Source organism: Paraburkholderia sp. (assembly GCF_035501035.1).
Taxonomy (GTDB): Bacteria; Pseudomonadota; Gammaproteobacteria; order Burkholderiales; family Burkholderiaceae; genus Paraburkholderia.
Genome location: NZ_DATJWR010000428.1, coordinates 1 through 16,296, shown reverse-complemented (window position 1 = coordinate 16,296; position 16,296 = coordinate 1). Strand labels below are relative to the sequence as shown.

Sequence of the window (16,296 nt, the reverse complement as noted above, 5' to 3'; positions counted from 1 at the left end):
TAATGACTATCGCGTCTTTGCCATTTGCGGACGCTGTAGCAGGGTGTCAGAACTCGAAGCAAACGGAGTAAGGGATCTGCTCGCGGCACTCGTCGCTTCCGTCGGCTGCGCACTGGGTGATGGAGCCGCTGAAATCAGGGTCGTGTGTCGGGACTGCCGACAGGGTTGACTGGCTTGCCCCTGTGACGGCCTCTCATCTACGAGCGCGTAAATCGAGACGACGTACCGCTGCGCAGGCAATTTGCTAATAGGCGCCCATAGACGGCCACGTGCATGCGAAAAAGCCTCGCCCGGATATCCTCAACTATCACCCAATGGCCGTTATCAGTCCCATTTCAGTCGTCTACCGGCTGTCCATCAACGGCTTTTGCTGGCCGGCTAGCGCCTGTCGCTTCGCCTGTGAACGGTCACCCGTATCGACTTGAATTCGGCGCCTTCGCCACAAATCGAAGCCCTGTCGCTAATCCAGAGGATTTTTTGCGGAGCGGAGACGGCGCACTGAGCTGGCTAGGGCACGGCGGACGAGGCCGTTTCCGCTCCGTAAAACATTCTTTGAGCTAAACCGCTCCGCGAGCAGTGACGGCTATGGGCATTGAATCGTTGCGGTTGCGGGTGATATTGCCAGCGGCGATGTTCGGGGAGTTGGAAGTGCAGGTATTGCGTTGTGCTTTTGCCGGCAGAGAACCGAGTTCGCGCAGATCGCTCGATGAGCGTGAACGGCGGCGATGTCGGACGGACGCATGTGGCGCGAGCACGCCCACCGTTTCGGCCGAGGCGTTTCGGAAACGGTCTGTAGCTGTAGCGATGAGCAGAGCGGGCGTCATGCGGTGCTCGCCGGCGGCGCTCGTGGCGTGACGTCCGGCAACAGACGCGCGACGCAGAGCATGCGTCCCCGGGAGCAGGCGGGACAGGCATGCAGCGAACGGCCGGTCAGCTTCTCGTAGTGGTCACGATAGTCAGACCGGCGTGTGACCTGTGCTTCGTGTGCAGGCTTGACCTCGAGCAGTTGACGACACTCGGCCAGACGCGCTTTGCGCAGGCAATTGCTGAGCAGCCCGTAGTGGCGGATGCGCTGGAATCCACGCGGCAGGACATGTAGCAGGAATCGCCGGATGAACTCGTACACCGGCAGACGCATCACGCGCGGCTTGCCCGATCGGCGGTAGTCCTTCCAGCGGAACGTCACGTGTTGGTCGGTGAACTCGAGCAGGCGGTTGGTGGAGATCGCTACGCGATGTGTGTAGCGGCCCAGATAGTCGAGGACCTGCTTGGGGCCGCCGAACGGCTCCTTGGCATAGACAACCCAGTCGGTACTGCGTGCCTCAGCCAGATAGCGGACGAATCGGCCGGACTCGGCCAGCTCGGCAAGCGACGAGAAGAAACGCAGCTCACCGGCGTCGAAGGCCTGCTGCAAACGACTGACACTTCGGGCGCCGGCACGACGACGGGCTTCCTGGCATGCCCGTCGGACGATAGTGGGCCCGATAGGCTGATCGGGGAAGCGGCCAGGGAACAGCCAGTGCTAAGGTCGGCCGATGCGCCAGTATTCGCGCAGGATCTCCAACAACCGCTGGCGAGAGCATGACATAGCGGTCGGTCTGACCTTTGCCCTGTTCGACGCGTAGCACCATGCCTTGGCTGTCGATGTCGCCGACCTTCAGGCGAGTGGCTTCGGAGATCCGCAGACCACCAGCGTAAGCCGTCATCAGGATGACGCGGTACTTGATACTGGGGATGGCCTCGAGCAAACGCGTGACCTCGTCGGGGCTGAGGATGACCGGCAGCTTGCGCGGCTTCTTCGACATGGCGATCTCGTCAATCACCCACCCGCGTTTGAGCGTGACGTTGTAGAGAAAGCGCAGTGCGGCAGTGGCGAGCACAAGTGTGCTGCGCGAGCGCTGGGCGTCAACCAGATGCAATTGCCAGGCGCGGATCTCCTCAGGCCCAAGCACTTCGGGGGAGCGTCCGAAATGACGGGCAAACGCACTGACATAGGACACGTAATTGCGCTGGGTACTGGCTGCGAGGTTGCGCACGCGCATATCCTCGACCATGCGTCGACGTAGGGGTGTCATGGTGGACTCCGCTCTGAGTGGTCACGGCAGCAAACTGCACTGCCATCGTCGCACTCGAACAGATGTGTCCTACGGATGATCCCGGAGCCGATGTCGCTGGCCAACCACCTCCTCCCGCGTCAGCGGGTTAGTTCAACGCCTATTAGCGATATCGCCGCGTTTACCGACGAAACTGCGCCCGTGCTCATCAAGCCTCGTAAAGTTCGGCAAGGTCTGCGGCGATGCGAAGTGTCAGATTTGACGCGGACTGAGGCGAAGTGGCGCTTTTATTGCGCTCCGAGTGGAAGCAAAACTGTCACGTTGGCGACGAAAAACACCGTCAAATCGCGACCATCCCAGTGACACATCTGTTGCGTCCCACGACGACCGCTACGCAATCGTGCTTTCGTTCTCCTCATTCGCAGCGGGCACCTCCCCAGCGTCGGGCCGGATCTTGAACCAGATGGAGTACATCGCAGGCAGGAACACGAGCGTCAGGATCGTTCCCGCGAAGGTTCCTCCAATCAAGGTATAGGCCAACGTTCCCCAGAACACGGAATGGGTCAGCGGAATGAATGCAAGCATTGCCGCGAGCGCAGTCAGGATAACCGGCCGGGAGCGCTGGATGGTCGCCTCCACCACCGCATGAAAAGGCGTCAACCCCTCCCGCGTGTTCTGCTCGATCTGTCCGATCAGGATCAGCGTATTGCGCATCAATATGCCGGAGAGCGCAATGAGTCCCACGAGGGCGTTGATCCCGAACGGCTGATTGAACAACAGCAGAGTCGGAACCACGCCGATCAATCCCAGCGGACTGGTCGCAAACACCATCATGGTGGCGGCAATCGAGCGCGTCTGGAAAATGATGATCAGCAACGTGAGTGCGATCATGATCGGAAACAGCGGCACGAGCGCCTGCGTCGCCTTGCCGGCTTCCTCGATCGCACCGGCTTCTTCGATCCGGTAGCCCTCAGGCAGCTTCGCGATGACCGGCTGCAGTTGCGCGAGCATTGCGGTCGAGACGTCCGGCGGCTGCAGCCCTTCAGCAATGTCGCCGCGTACGGTGATGGTCGGCGTGCGGTCACGACGGCGAAGAATCGTGTCCTCCATGCGGATCTCGACCGTTCCAACCTGAGACAGCGGCACACGCTGACCGGCAGCTCCGACCAGGGTGAACGCGCCGATTCTATCGGGATCGAGTCGTACTTCGCCGGCCGATCTCGCAACGACTTCGACCGAACGGATGTCCTCGCGCACGTGGGTGACCGCAATACCGGTCAGCAGGAACTGCAACTGCTGGGCGACCGAGCTGGACGTCAACCCGAGCGCTTCGAGCCGATCCTGATCCAGCGTGAAGTGCAAGGTGGGCACGAGAGGGCCCCAGTCGGTGTTGACCGTTCGCATCTTCGGGCTGGCGCGCATGACGCCCTCGACCTGCGCGGCGATCGCGCGCAACGTATCCGGATCCGGGCCCATGACGCGGAATGCGACCGGATAGGGCGAATAAGGACCGAACACGAGCTGGGTCACGCGAACCTGCGCCCCGGGCGCGAGCCCTTCGGCAATGGCCTCGCGCAAGCGGAACTTGAGCGCCTCCCTCTGCCCCTCGTCATTCGTGCGTATCACGATTTTGGCGAACGACGGATCCGGAAGTTCCGGAGACACCGCCAAATAGAAACGCGGAGCGCCCTGCCCAATGTACGACGTCACGATTTTCGCTTCGGATTGCCTGGCAAGCCATGCTTCAACCTTTGCCGTTGCCGCCGAGGTTTGCTCGATCGACGTGCCGTAGGGCATCTGCACCTCAACAAGGACTTCCGGTCGGTCGGAGGTCGGAAAGAACTGCTTCTTCACGACGCTCATGCCCATCACCGCGACCATGAACGAAGCAACCACGATCCCCGCAACCATCCACTTGCGCTTAACCACACGCACCAGAAAATCGCGAAAGCGCTGGTAGTTCGGTGTGCTATAGATTGCCTCGTGACCGCCTGCGATCTTTGGAATGTCCGGCAACAGCTTGACGCCCAGATACGGCGTGAAAACGACAGCAACGATCCACGACGTGATCAGTGCGATACCCACGATCCAGAACATGTTGCTGGTATATTCGCCCGCCGTCGAGCGGGCAAAGCCGTTGGGCATGAAGCCGATAGCCGTGACCAGCGTGCCCGAGAGCATCGGAGCGGCCGTATGGCTCCACGCGTAGGCGGACGCCTGCACGCGGCTATACCCTTCCTCCATTTTCACTACCATCATCTCGATGGCGATGATGGCATCGTCGACAAGCAGTCCGAGCGCGAGGATCAGCGAGCCAAGCGTAATGCGGTCGAAGTTCTTGCCGGTCGCGGCCATGACGACGAACACGCCCGCGAGTGTCAGCGGCACCGCTGCCGAGACCACGATCCCTACGCGCCAGCCCATGCTGGCAAAACTCACCACCATCACGACGAGCAAGGCGACGAAGAACTTGACCATGAACTCGTCGATCGCCGAGCGGATATTGACGGCCTGGTCGGTCACTTTGGTGAGGCTCATACCCAGCGGCAGCCCGGCATTGATTGACGCCACTTCTTTATCGAGCGCCTGCCCGAGGTTAAGCCCGTTCCAGCCGTCACGCATGACGACGCCAAGCAGCAACGCGGGTTCGCCGTTGTTGCGAATCTGGAAGGTGGCCGGATCTTCATAGCCGCGTTCGACGGTGGCTACGTCCGAGAGCTTGAGCGTTCGGCCCTGAACAACGATGGGCGTGTTGCGGATTTTCTGCAGTTTGTCAAACGCGCCCTCGACGCGAATGAACACCTGGGCGCCAGCCGTATCGATCGATCCTGCCGGCGTCAGGACGTTCTGGCCGTTCAGAGCCGCGAAGATATCCTGCGGCGTCACGCCGAGCGTAGCGAGCCGGTCGTGCGAGAACGAGATATAGATTCGTTCGGATTGCTCACCAATGATGTTAACTTTTTTCACGCCCGGCACGTGGAGCAGCCGCTGACGCAGACCCTCGGCATCACGTACGAGCAGCCGTTGCGGTTGCCCTTTCGCTTTCACCGCGAACAGTGCAAATGTGACATCGGAGTACTCATCGTTGACAAGAGGGCCAATGACGCCGGGGGGCAGATTGGCAGCCTCGTCGGAGAGCTTCTTGCGAGCCTGGTAAAACTGCTCCGGAACCTCGGCGGGCGGCGTGCTGTCCAGCAGGGTCACCGTTGTGAATGCCAGTCCCGGTCGCGTATAGGTTTCGGTCCGGTCGTACCAGCGCAGCTCCTGCATGCGCTTTTCCAGCGGCTCGGCCACCTGATCCTGCATTTCCTGCGCCGTGGCGCCAGGCCATGCCGTGATGACCGTCATCGACTTGACGGTGAAGGGTGGGTCTTCCGCCCGTCCAAGTTTGAAGAACGCGACGATCCCGGCAACAGAAATCAGGATGATGAGAAAGAGCGTGACAGAGCGTTCGCGAACAGCGAGAGCTGAGAGATTGAAGCCGCTCATTGCACCTCTCCTTCCCGTGCATTCGATGCCGTGGCCATACCGCCATCAGCAATGCGCACTTTTTCGCCGTCGTGAATCAGTTGAGCCCCAAGCGCCACCACCCGCTCGCCATCATGAAGGTCGCCGGTGACGGTCGCCGTCTCGCTGCTGAGCGCCGCGACGTGAACCTTGTGCCAGGACGCGTGCGCCGGCGATCCTTCGATCGTCCACACGCCGGCGCCGGTGCCGGGATCAAACAATGCGCCCACCGGCACCTCCAGAGCGACTTCACGCTGGTCGCCGTCACCCGCGAGATCGACCGTCACGGTGGCACCGAGCGGGGCGTCGGAAAGCGCCCCCTCGAGGACGTAGCGGGCCTCGTAAGTCCGTGTCAGGCGATCGGCGGAGTCGGAGAGTTGCCGCAACGCCGCGGGAACACGCTCGCTGTGCGCGCCGTAGAGCGAGGCCTGTGCAATCGAGCCGGGAGCGGGGCGCAGGGTTTCGGGGAGCTGGACGACCGCTTCGCGCGGCCCAGCGTGCGCGAGGCGCACGACGACCTGGCCTGCGCTGACGACCTGGCCCGGTTCAGCGAGGGTTTCCACAACCACACCGTCGGCGTCCGCCACGAGGACGGCGTACCCGGAGGCGTTATTGGCGAGATCGGCCTGCGCCTTCGCCGCGACGAGCTGCGCCCTGGCTGAATCGGCGGCCGCTTTGAGCTGCTCGTAGGTCGATGCCGACACCGCACCTGCCGCCACGAGATCGCGATACCGGGCTTCGTCGTCAGCGGTCTGCGTGGCGCGGGCCTGCGCGGCGGCAACCAGTTCCTGCTGCGAGCGGGCCTGCAACCCCAGATCGATCGGGTCGATGCGCATCAGCGGCTGGCCACGTTTGACCGTTTGGCCTGCATCGACCAGACGCTCGACGACTTTCCCCTGAACCCGGAAGCCGAGATCGCTCTGAACGCGGGCGCCCACCACGCCCGTGAACGAGCGGCTCGCCCCCGGCGCACTCTGCACAACGCTCGTGCGTACGAGCGGGGCCTCGGTACGCGGGTCGGAGACATGCCGGTCACCACATGCCGCAAGGGCAAGCGACGCCAGGCTCAATGTGTAAACAAGGTGACGGTGCCGGAACATGAGGTCGCTCCTTGCGACGGATAGGAGGCCTCATTCTGATTCGAGTGACCAAATCAGTCAATAGTCACAGATAGATTTATGGAGCGAGACTCCTGAGAACCAGGCTCGCGAGCTGGACCGTCGCTTCGTCGGCCGAATCGAGGTTGTGCTGGAGCAGCAAAGGACTGAAGTACGGTTTCATCACCAGGAAGATCGCATTGACCGCCTCATCCAGCGGCGTCTTGCGCTCGAATTCGCCTGTTTCCCGCCCGAGCAGCACGATATCGGTCAGAAGTTGCCGGATCTGCTCCTCATAGCCCCGGACCGAGGGCCACGGCGAGCCAGCAGCAACGGCGGCGATGTCATAAAGCTTGCGATCCTGGAAGAAGAGCTCGCGCCCGGACGCGAGTAACGCCTTGAACATGCGGCGAAATTTCTCCGTTGCGCTGTGGGCGTCCCCTACTGCCTCGTTGACGGCCGCGATGATGGCAGCGAGGCGGTTCGCACAGATCACCTCGCCTATGGCCTGCTTCGAGTCAAAGAACTTGTAGATATAGGCCTTCGAAAAACCGATCTGCTTTGCGAGGTCGGAGACGGTTGTCTTTTCGTAACCGTATCGGGTGAAGTATTCGGTCGCTGCATCAACGATTTGCGCGCGAACTTCATGCTCCGAAGGGCCACGCGACAGAGGGGCGGATGGAATGGGCTTGTTCATCTCTCAAGCTTAGCCTCTCAGAGAGCGATTGACAACGAGTGACCATATCGTATATTAGTCACACTCCAGTCACTTCCCGAGACGATCGATCATGGTTTCGCATCGCCCCCTTCTCCTGCTGATCGGCGCCGCTGTCCTTTCCGCCTGCACCGTGGGTCCCGACTACCGGCGACCGGATGTACCGCTCTCGCGGAGCTATATGACCCAGCCCTCGTCCGCGACGGCGGGGACGACTGCGTCGGCTACCCTGTCAGCCTGGTGGGAGGGGTTCGACGATCCACTCCTCGCACACTATGTATCTGTGGCACTTGCCCAGAACCTGGACCTCGCCCAGGCCGTCGCGCGGATTGACCAGGCTCGCGCGCGCGTCGGCACCGCGGACGCGGCGCTGCTTCCCTCGGCCTCGGTCTCAGCCTCGGCAGCGCGGGCCTACCAGTCGGTCGATACGCCGGTGGGCCAGTTGCTCAATGCAACGCCAGGTTACGAGCGCTGGGGCACCGAGTACGAAACCAATCTGGAAGCCGGTTGGGAAATCGACATTTTTGGTGGTCTGCGCAGGCAGCGTGAAGCCGCGCTCGCAGATTATTCAGCCACCCAGGCGGCGGCCGTTGCCACCCGACTTGCCGTCGCAGCCCAGACAGCGGACATCTACGTCACGATACGCGGCCTTCAGGCCCGCCTGGATATCGCGAACCGGCAGGTGAAGACACAGGAAGAACTGCTCGCAGACGTGCAGCTCCTTTACACGAAGGGCGCTGCCGCCGACTACCAGGTTCAGCAGGCGCAAGGCTCACTCGATCAGGTCCGGGCAACGGTGCCAGCCCTCAATGCGGGCCTCGATGCGGCGCTGAATGCCCTTGATGTCATGCTGGGCTCGCCGCCGGGCACTCACCGGGCAGAACTGCTCGCGGCCGCCCCCATCCCCGCCGCGCCGTCCATCTCCGGTATGGGCACACCGGCCGACCTGCTGCAAAGACGTCCCGACCTGATCGCGGCCGAACGCCACCTTGCAGCCTCCAATGCGCGCATTGGGGCCGCGATCAGCGAGTACTATCCGACCATCTCACTGGACGCGTTCCTCGGCAGTGCAACCGCAGCCGCAGCCGGGACGCTTTTCACGGGCGGTGCCAGTCAGGCAGCAGGCCTCGTTGGGTTGCGCTGGCGCCTGTTTGACTTCGCGCGCATCAACGCCGACGTCGACGAGGCGAAAGGCGCCGATGCGCAAGCGCTTGCCGCCTATCGCCTGGCCGTACTTCGCGCCACCGAGGATGTCGAAAACTCGCTCTCGTCATTGGTGAACCGCGAGTCACAAGCCGCCACCCTTTCGCACGCGGAATCGTCATTGTCCAAAGCGAGGGATTCCTCGATGGCCGCTTATCGCGGCGGCGCTGCAAGCTTCATCGATGTGTTGCATGCCGACGAAACCCTGCTGCAGGCATCTGATGCGAGGGCGCAGGCGCAAACGGAATCGGCTCGTGCCGCTATCGCGACGTTCAAGGCCCTCGGCGGCGGCTGGAATCCGGAGTCAGTTCAACCGCCGCAGGCGCCAACTGCACGTTCTGGCGGCAAGACCGCCGCGATGGCAGGCGCGTGAGTTGAACCGGCCAGCGCCTGCCCGGATGATCGACCATGCGCGAGCAGATAATCGATATGGGATTCAGCATGGGCTCACCGAGGCGCAGACCGTCAATTGCTTCGATTTCCGCGTGCCCGTGATCGACAATAACTTCCGGCAGCAGCCATGGCCCTCGCGCAAATAACGCATCAACAGCCCGACGAGGTGATTGCCAACACGGCCCGCATGGTTGAATTCCGGTGCTCCAGCATTCGTGTTCTACTCATCTGCGGTAAAGCCGATCCTGATCTTTACGTGAGCGTCGCGCCGCACATCCAGTCGCAGGGAAAGAACGTCTCGCTTCATGCGATCGACGCCGGGCATTGGCCCCAGATCGATGCCCCCGACGACGCCCTCTACGCCGCGAGGCACGCCGGCCGCAATCGCTTGAGCCACGCGGGAGCGACCGTCGCCTGATATGCGCGTCCGGGTTTTCAGCGCCGCGTTTGGGTTTCAACCAGGTGTCTGCGCGTCCCGGCATCAATAAGCTGCGAGCTGTGGCTTGCATCGGCATATCATGCGTTCGCGTTCGCTTGCGCCGCGATGGAAACGATGCACGCACATCTTCTCCCCACACGCTTTCACAATGTAATGAGGTATTGGGATGTCCATTGAAAAATCAGCGGAGATTGCAGCCCGCTTCGACCGGCTACCGCCGTCACGCACCGTCTGGACGATGGTGATTCTGCTTTCGCTCGGCGGGGTATTCGAGTTCTACGACCTGTTCTTCACCGGCTATGTCGCGCCCGGCATGGTGCATTCGGGCCTTTTCACGCCCGAATCGCTCGGCTTCTTTGCGTCGCTCGGCCCGCTCAGCGTGGCCGGCTTCGGCACCTTCGTGTTCTCGACCTTCGCCGGGCTGTGGGTCGGCGCGCTCGCGTTCGGGCAGGTGGCCGACCGCTTCGGGCGCCGCCTCATCTTCACGTGGTCGTTGATCTGGTACATGGTCTGCACGGCCATCATGGCGTTCCAGACCACCGGCGAAGCGCTCAATATCTGGCGCTTCATCTCCGGCATTGGCATTGGCATCGAGCTCGTGACCATCGACACGTACATCTCCGAGCTCATCCCGAGCGCCGAGCGCGGCCGCGCCTATGCCGCCAACCAGTTCATCACGTTCAGCGTGGTGCCCGTGGTCGCGTTTCTCGCCTATATCCTGAAGGACACGCATCCGATCGGTCTCGACTACTGGCGCGTGGTGATCCTGATCGGCTCGGTCGGCGCGATCGTGGTGTGGTTCCTGCGCCGCCGCATTCCGGAGAGCCCGCGCTGGCTCGCGCGCAACGGTCGCGTGGAAGAAGCCGAACGCATCGTGGCAGACATCGAACGCCGCGTGGTCGCCGAAAAGGGCATACCCTTGCCGCCGCTCGGGCCGATCGCACTCGAAAAGGCCGGACGCGGCTCGCTTGGCGAAGTGCTGCGTCCGCCCTATTTGCGGCGCACGGTGATTCTCTCCATCTTCAACATGGCGCAGGTGATCGGCTTCTATGGCTTCGCGGCGTGGGTGCCGACGCTGCTGATCGCGCGCGGCGTTCACGTGACGCAGAGTCTCGCCTACGCCTTCGTGATCGCGATCGCCAATCCGTTCGGGCCGCTGCTCGGTATGTGGTTCGCGGACAAGTTCGAGCGCAAGACGCAGATCGTCGGCGGCCTCCTGACGATGGCCGTGGTCATCATGCTATTCGCGCAGACCTCGCAACCGTGGCTCCTGATCGTGCTGGGCGTGCTCTTCACGCTCGCCTCGAACGTGATGTCGTACTCCTATCACGGCTATCAGGCCGAGCTTTATCCCACGCGCGTGCGGGCGCGCGCCGTGGGCTTCGTCTATTCGTGGAGCCGCATTGCCGCCGCGTTCGCGGGGCTCGCGATCGGCATCCTGCTGCATCATTACGGTGTGCCTGGCGTGGCAATCTTCATCGGTGCTTCGATGATCGTGGGTATCGTGATGATTCTGCTCGGGCCCGCCACGCGCGGGCTCTCGCTCGAAGCCATCAGCCACTGAGCGCCGCGCGCGGCGCAATGGTCGAGACAGCAGATCAGAACAACACGCCTGACTTGACGATCATTTGCGCCGCGGCGGCCAGCACGCACACGAGCACGACTACACGAAACGCGAGCGGATGCAGTTTGTCGCGCAGCGGCCGCACGAACAGCATGCCCGCGATGGCGGGGAGGCTGGCCGCAGCCGAAATCGCGAGGTCGACGAGATTGGCATGCGCGCCGTGGCTGAACGTCGTGACGAGCGTGACGACCGACACGACGAGAATGATCGCGATCTGCTTGGTGAAAGCGCGGCCCGTCGCGCCCGATGCGATCAGATACATGGCGAGCAAGGGCCCTGGCACCGCCGCGATGCTTTCCATGAGGGCCGCCCCAAAGCCGAGCACGAAGCCCACGGGCCTGACGAGCGCGGGTGCGAGCGTGAGGCGCGGCGAGACGAGCAGCAGCATGGCCGCCACGATCAACGCCACGCCCGATGCCGCCTGGGCGTGATGCGGTTCGAGCGCGATCAGCACCGACACACCCAACACGTTGCCGATCACCGTGCCGATTAGCGGCGCCGCAATATTGCGTAGCGTCGGCAGCATTTCGCCGCCCTCGAGAGCCTGCGGAATATTGCCGAGGATGATCGGCATCGAGAGCAGCAGCACCGCCTCCTTGACGGGCAGAAAATGCGTGACGATCGGCATTGCCACGAGCGGCACGCCGATCCCCGTCACACCTTTCACCATGCCGCCCAGCACCAGCGCGAGCGCGATCCCGAGCAGTGCGAGCACGCCAAGCGACTGCAGATGAGGCGCGAGAAGCCCCGAGGAAAGAGAAAGGCCGGACATCGTGCAGAAAATAAGGGCAATGGGCGCGCGTACTTTCGCGCCACTCATGTGAAAGTGGCCGCGTGCGGCAATATGCCGATGCGGCCACCTGTTCGCGGGCGATCCCCGCTTAAGCGGCTTTTTTAAGCAGCCGCTGCCGTAGCGGCTTGCGCCGGCTTTGCCGCGACCTTGCGGGCCACCGTTTTACGCGCCGCCTTTTTTGCGGGCACGGCTTTTTTCGCGGTTGCGCTCTTGGCGCGCTTCGTCGCGGGTTTTGTCGCCGCCGCCGAATTGGCGCGCGTTTTCCGTGCCGCCTTCGCCGTAACTTTGCGACCTGCGGTCTTTGCGCCCGCAGAACCCGTTGCCGCGCTGCCGTCGATCAGGAATTTCGAACGGTCTTTCACGTCGCGAATCCATGCCGGCGCGCGGCCACGGCCGGTCCACGTTGCACCGGATTTCGGATCGGCGTATTTCGCAGCAACCGTGCGTTTCGTGGCAGGTTTGGCGCTCGAACCCGGCTTGCGGCCACGTCTCTTGCCGACGAAGCGCTCAATATCGGCCAGGCTCAGACCATGCCTCGCCATCAGTTCGCGAATTTTCGTGAGGCCAACTGACGTCTGCTTTTCGACGATCGACTCAGCCTGTTTTTGGAGTTTTGCAATCTTCAATTGAATCGTATCCAGGGTGACCATTCACACCTCCTCATTCACGGTTTTTTACGGACACCCTTCAAACTTGATTGGCAGATCGAAATACGATCTTGCTTCCGTGGGCGTCGCGAAAGACAGGGTGATTATGATGTCAAATCACACTTTCTGGCAATTTTAAACTAACGATTCGCGCCAAGAAAACGCCTTCTCTGGTCAGACTATTGATTGTCACGCAAACTCCGGCTTTGCGAATTTTCATTGTGCAACAATCAAGCCGTTACGCCATGGTCGGCGCGCGCTGCAACTCGACGACATTGACGCGCGCACCGAATACCTCACGAATCAGCGGCAAAAGATGATCGTGATGGGTGAGAAACAACACCTGGGTTTTCGCCGAAAGATCGCGTAACGCTTCGAAACCTGCCTTTGCGCGCACGTCGTCGAAATTGATGAACAGGTCGTCGGCGACGAACGGCAATGCCGCTTTGCTCGCCAGTTGCAATTCCAGTGCCGCTATGCGCAGCGCGAGAAAAAGCTGGTCGCGCGTGCCTTCGCTCAATCCGCTCACTTCCACCGTTTTTCCGTTGTTGCGGCGCGCGTGCAGCGCGGGCGGATTGCGTTCGGTATCGACCACGAGGCGCGCAAATTCGCCGAGCGTGAGCCCGTTGAATATCTCTCCCGCGCGACGCAGCATGGGCCCTTGCTTCTGGTCACGATAGCGGTCCGTGGCCCATTTGAGCAGGCGGCTCGCGATCGCAGCTTCGAGATATTGCTCCGCGGCTTCGCCCATTGCGCTCAACGCTTCCTGGCGCTTTGCCTCCGCAAGCGCCGCATTGGCCTGCCCGTTGATCGCCTCGAATGCCTGCGCAGCCGTTACCTCTTGCTGCAGGCACTCGCTCAACTCGCGGCCGCGCGCTTCGAGTTGCTGCTTCACCGTTTCGAGCTGGGCCGGCACCTCGGCTATGGGCTGCTCCGCGATCTCCGCTGCGATGGCTTCTTGCGAAAGACCGTCGCCCTCGCGCACGAGCGTGTCCCGCGCCGCCGCAATCGCGCTCGCCAGTGCGCGGCGCGCATCCGAGCGCTCGGCAAGCGGCAGCGCCACGTCGATTCCGTTCACGCCCGCAAGCCTCAGAATGGGCTCGATGCGTGCCTGCGCGCCCGCAACTGCCGCAGCAGCATCGGCCACGCGAGTGCGTGCGAGCTGCACGTCCGCCTCTGCCTGAGCGAGCGATTTCGCTGCCTCGCGCGCCAGGGCCAGGCGTGCCGCGAGCCGCCGCGCTACATCGATTCCGTCGATCCCGTCGTTCGACAGGAGCCATTCCGGCGCGAGCGCAGCAGCGAGCCGCCGCGCGTCGGCTTCGAGCGTCTGCAATTGCGCGCGGATCGCGCGAATGCGATTGCGCGGCGCTTCGGCTTCCGCGAACGCGGCCGCGATCGCATTAGCCAGTTCGACGGCGCCTTCCGCCGCAGCAAGCGTCGTGGCGCGCGCGCCGAGATTCGCTTGTGTAAGGGCCTCTCGCCATTGCACCTGCCATTTTTCGTAGGCGTCCTGCGCGATTGTCGATCTGGATTGCGCAGCTTCGTGGGCCCGCTCGGCGTCGCGCAACTGCGCGTCCAGACCTTCGCGCTGCACGGCGCTCTTCTGTGCCGACTGCACATAGGTTTCGGCCACGCCAATCAGGGTCGTCAGTGCATCGGCTTCGTTCGCGCCCGAAACCGGACGCAGCGCTTTGAGCAGCGCCGCGTGCGCGGCGGCGCGTGCCGCACGGCGCTCCTCGAGCTCGCTCGCACGCCGGTCGCATTCGCTCTGCGCGATAAGTGACGCTTCGCGATTCGCGAGCCAGGCGCCCATGTCAGCAAGCGGCATGCCCGGCAGCTGCGAGCCGTTGGCGATTTGCGTCCACGCCGTATGGAAACTTTCGAGTTCGCGCTCGCGTTCATCAAGCAGGGCGCACTTGCGTTGCCCGTTCGCGCGCGCCGCCTCGAGTTGCTGACGCAGCGTCTGCAATGTTGCGGCCGCCTGCGACGAGCCGAGTTGCGCATCGACGAGTTCATCGGCGAGACGGATCGCATCGTCCACGACGGGCGCGCCATCTTCGAGGCTCACGCGCGCGTGCCTGACCTCGTCCCACGCACTATCGCGGCGCGTACGCGCCGCCTGTACTTGCGCCGTGGTGACGACCTTGTTGCCCTGTATGAAATGCTTCTCCTGCATTTCGAGGCGCGCGATTTCCTCCTCCGCGGCCGCGGTCGCTTCACGCGCCGCCGCCAATGCGCTCATGCGCTCGTTCTCTTCCTTCTGAAGCGCTGCGAGCCGCGTGGCAGATGGAAGGTCAAGCATGCGCAACGCCTGCACCGGTTTGCGCCATTGCCCCAGCTGTTCCAGCTTTTCCTCGAGCGTGCGTTGCGCATCCGCCAGTTCACGTTCGAGCGCGCTCTCCTTTGCCGCGCTGTTGCGAAACTCGCGAGCGTTGTCGAGCGCCGCATGCAGCGCGTGAGGCACGTCGATGCCCGGCAGGCGCTCCAGTTGGTCCTGCAATTGGGCGAGCTTGCGCGCCTGTTCGTCGCGCGCCTCACGCGCGGTAGTCAGCGCCTGCTCGCGCAGGCCGTGGTCGCGCAGCAGATTCGTCACGGTCTTCAGCGCGAGCGCACCCGGCAGCGCTGCGCGCAAATCCGCTTCATCGGCCGGCCAGCCGAGCTGGGCGGCAGCGGCCAATGCCGTGTCGAGATGGCTCTTGATCTCCGTTTCTCGCACCACCAGTTCGCGCGGATAATTCACGCACTCACCACGCAGATTGTCGAGCGCGTCGATTTCGGCAGCGAGCGCCAGCGTCGCGCGATCGGGCTCGATCGCGTCACGCGCGGCTTCCTTGCCCGCGAGATCGGCTTGCCGCGCTTCGTGCACCTTGCGTTCGGCGGCAATGTCGGCTTGCGCTTTCAATAGATCGGCATAGGCCGTGGGCGGCAAATCGACGACTTCGCCCAGTTCGGCCAATGCGCGTTGCTTGAGCGAGAGTTCCTCGCGATACGGCGCGAGCCGACGCACTCGCTCCAGCTTCGAACGCTCCGATTCGAGGCTGCGCTGTTCGCCACGCAGGCGCTCGATGGCCTGCTGCACCGTTTCGAGCGCTTCCTTTTTCTCGACCCAGTCGCGCGTACGTACTTGCGCGGCCTTCAGTTCACTCGCCGCCTCCGTGAACGCTGTTTCCGCCTGGGCATACGCGCTGCCGGTGCGTCGCGGCGCCCAAAGTTCGGCCGCACGATTCTCCAGTTCCTCGCGGACGGGCCCGAGGCTCCCCACCCCGGCGGCAGATTCGAATAGCACCTGGCCCAGCTTGTCCGAAGCATCGAGAATGCTCCGCCCGCCTTCCACGAGGCGTGCGTGATCGAGGCCGAACATCTGCTCGAAGAACTCCTTGCTCGCGCCATCGAGGAAGGCCGCGAGAAAATCGTCGGGGAGCTTGTCGTCCTGAGGCGTACGAAGCGAATTTCTCCCGCGCGCCCGATGAAAACGCTGCTCGCTCGCGCCGCTCTCCAGCACGCCGCCAATACGCAGCTCCGGCGTGCCATGCAGGAAATCGAGCGGTGTTTGCAGGCGCATGCCGAACAACAGTTCCGACACAGCGGTTCGCACCGTGGACTTGCCCGCTTCGTTGGGCCCCACGATGACGTGAAAATCGTGTGCCGCATGCGCAAATGGCAACGTCGTATCGGTGAATTTTCCGTATTTGATCAAATCGAGTTGCTTGAGGCGCATGGCTCATTCTCCCGTGGAAAGGCGCGCAAGCAGTGCGGGACCCACCTGATCTACCAGTGCCGCGAGGTTGCCTTCGCGGGCCAGTTCGAGCAGCGGCGCGTCTTCC

At 62.9% G+C, this 16,296-nt stretch carries 10 protein-coding genes and 1 pseudogene; 3 read left to right on the top strand and 8 right to left on the bottom strand.

Annotation, left to right across the window (positions count from 1 at the left end):
* Window positions 1–820: 820 nt before the first annotated feature.
* From VMJ11_RS30490 to VMJ11_RS30470, 5 genes and pseudogenes are all read right to left on the bottom strand, one after another.
* Window positions 821–1,423 (bottom strand): annotated as a pseudogene (locus VMJ11_RS30490) (IS91 family transposase); the annotation flags it as partial.
* The gene (locus VMJ11_RS30485; RefSeq protein ID WP_325624582.1) at window positions 1,389–2,042 is read right to left on the bottom strand and encodes a tyrosine-type recombinase/integrase; all 654 of its coding nucleotides are present in this window, start codon (window positions 2,040–2,042) and stop codon (window positions 1,389–1,391) included. The pseudogene VMJ11_RS30490 and the gene VMJ11_RS30485, both read right to left, overlap by 35 nt.
* 402 nt (window positions 2,043–2,444) lie before the next feature.
* The gene (locus VMJ11_RS30480; protein ID WP_325624579.1) at window positions 2,445–5,543 is read right to left on the bottom strand and encodes an efflux RND transporter permease subunit; all 3,099 of its coding nucleotides are present in this window, start codon (window positions 5,541–5,543) and stop codon (window positions 2,445–2,447) included.
* Window positions 5,540–6,661 carry an efflux RND transporter periplasmic adaptor subunit gene (locus VMJ11_RS30475; protein WP_325624578.1) on the bottom strand — a complete coding sequence of 374 codons (1,122 nt, stop codon included), beginning with the start codon at window positions 6,659–6,661 and terminating at the stop codon, window positions 5,540–5,542. The genes VMJ11_RS30480 and VMJ11_RS30475 overlap by 4 nt, the downstream gene beginning before the upstream one ends.
* Before the next feature lie 76 nt (window positions 6,662–6,737).
* Window positions 6,738–7,355: a TetR/AcrR family transcriptional regulator gene (locus tag VMJ11_RS30470; protein WP_325624577.1), complete on the bottom strand. Its 618-nt coding sequence runs from the start codon at window positions 7,353–7,355 to the stop codon at window positions 6,738–6,740.
* Between the two features lie 91 nt (window positions 7,356–7,446).
* Here VMJ11_RS30470 and VMJ11_RS30465 point away from each other — a divergent pair, with 91 nt between their 5' ends.
* The 3 genes from VMJ11_RS30465 (at window position 7,447) to VMJ11_RS30455 (ending at window position 10,972) form a co-directional block, all read left to right on the top strand.
* Window positions 7,447–8,949: an efflux transporter outer membrane subunit gene (locus VMJ11_RS30465; protein ID WP_325624576.1), complete on the top strand. Its 1,503-nt coding sequence runs from the start codon at window positions 7,447–7,449 to the stop codon at window positions 8,947–8,949.
* A 147-nt stretch (window positions 8,950–9,096) separates the two neighbouring features.
* Window positions 9,097–9,387 carry a hypothetical protein gene (locus tag VMJ11_RS30460; protein ID WP_325624575.1) on the top strand — a complete coding sequence of 97 codons (291 nt, stop codon included), beginning with the start codon at window positions 9,097–9,099 and terminating at the stop codon, window positions 9,385–9,387.
* A gap of 187 nt (window positions 9,388–9,574) precedes the next feature.
* A complete protein-coding gene (locus VMJ11_RS30455; RefSeq protein ID WP_325624573.1) occupies window positions 9,575–10,972 on the top strand; it encodes an MFS transporter in 1,398 nt (465 codons plus the stop codon).
* A 34-nt stretch (window positions 10,973–11,006) separates the two neighbouring features.
* Here VMJ11_RS30455 and VMJ11_RS30450 read toward each other — a convergent pair whose 3' ends face one another.
* The 3 genes from VMJ11_RS30450 to VMJ11_RS30440 form a co-directional block, all read right to left on the bottom strand.
* On the bottom strand, window positions 11,007–11,804 hold the full coding sequence (locus tag VMJ11_RS30450; protein WP_325624581.1) for a sulfite exporter TauE/SafE family protein: 798 nt from the start codon (window positions 11,802–11,804) through the stop codon (window positions 11,007–11,009).
* A 122-nt stretch (window positions 11,805–11,926) separates the two neighbouring features.
* Window positions 11,927–12,475: an H-NS histone family protein gene (locus tag VMJ11_RS30445; protein WP_325624571.1), complete on the bottom strand. Its 549-nt coding sequence runs from the start codon at window positions 12,473–12,475 to the stop codon at window positions 11,927–11,929.
* A 235-nt stretch (window positions 12,476–12,710) separates the two neighbouring features.
* Window positions 12,711–16,190: an ATP-binding protein gene (locus VMJ11_RS30440; protein WP_325624570.1), complete on the bottom strand. Its 3,480-nt coding sequence runs from the start codon at window positions 16,188–16,190 to the stop codon at window positions 12,711–12,713.
* Window positions 16,191–16,296: the final 106 nt, after the last annotated feature.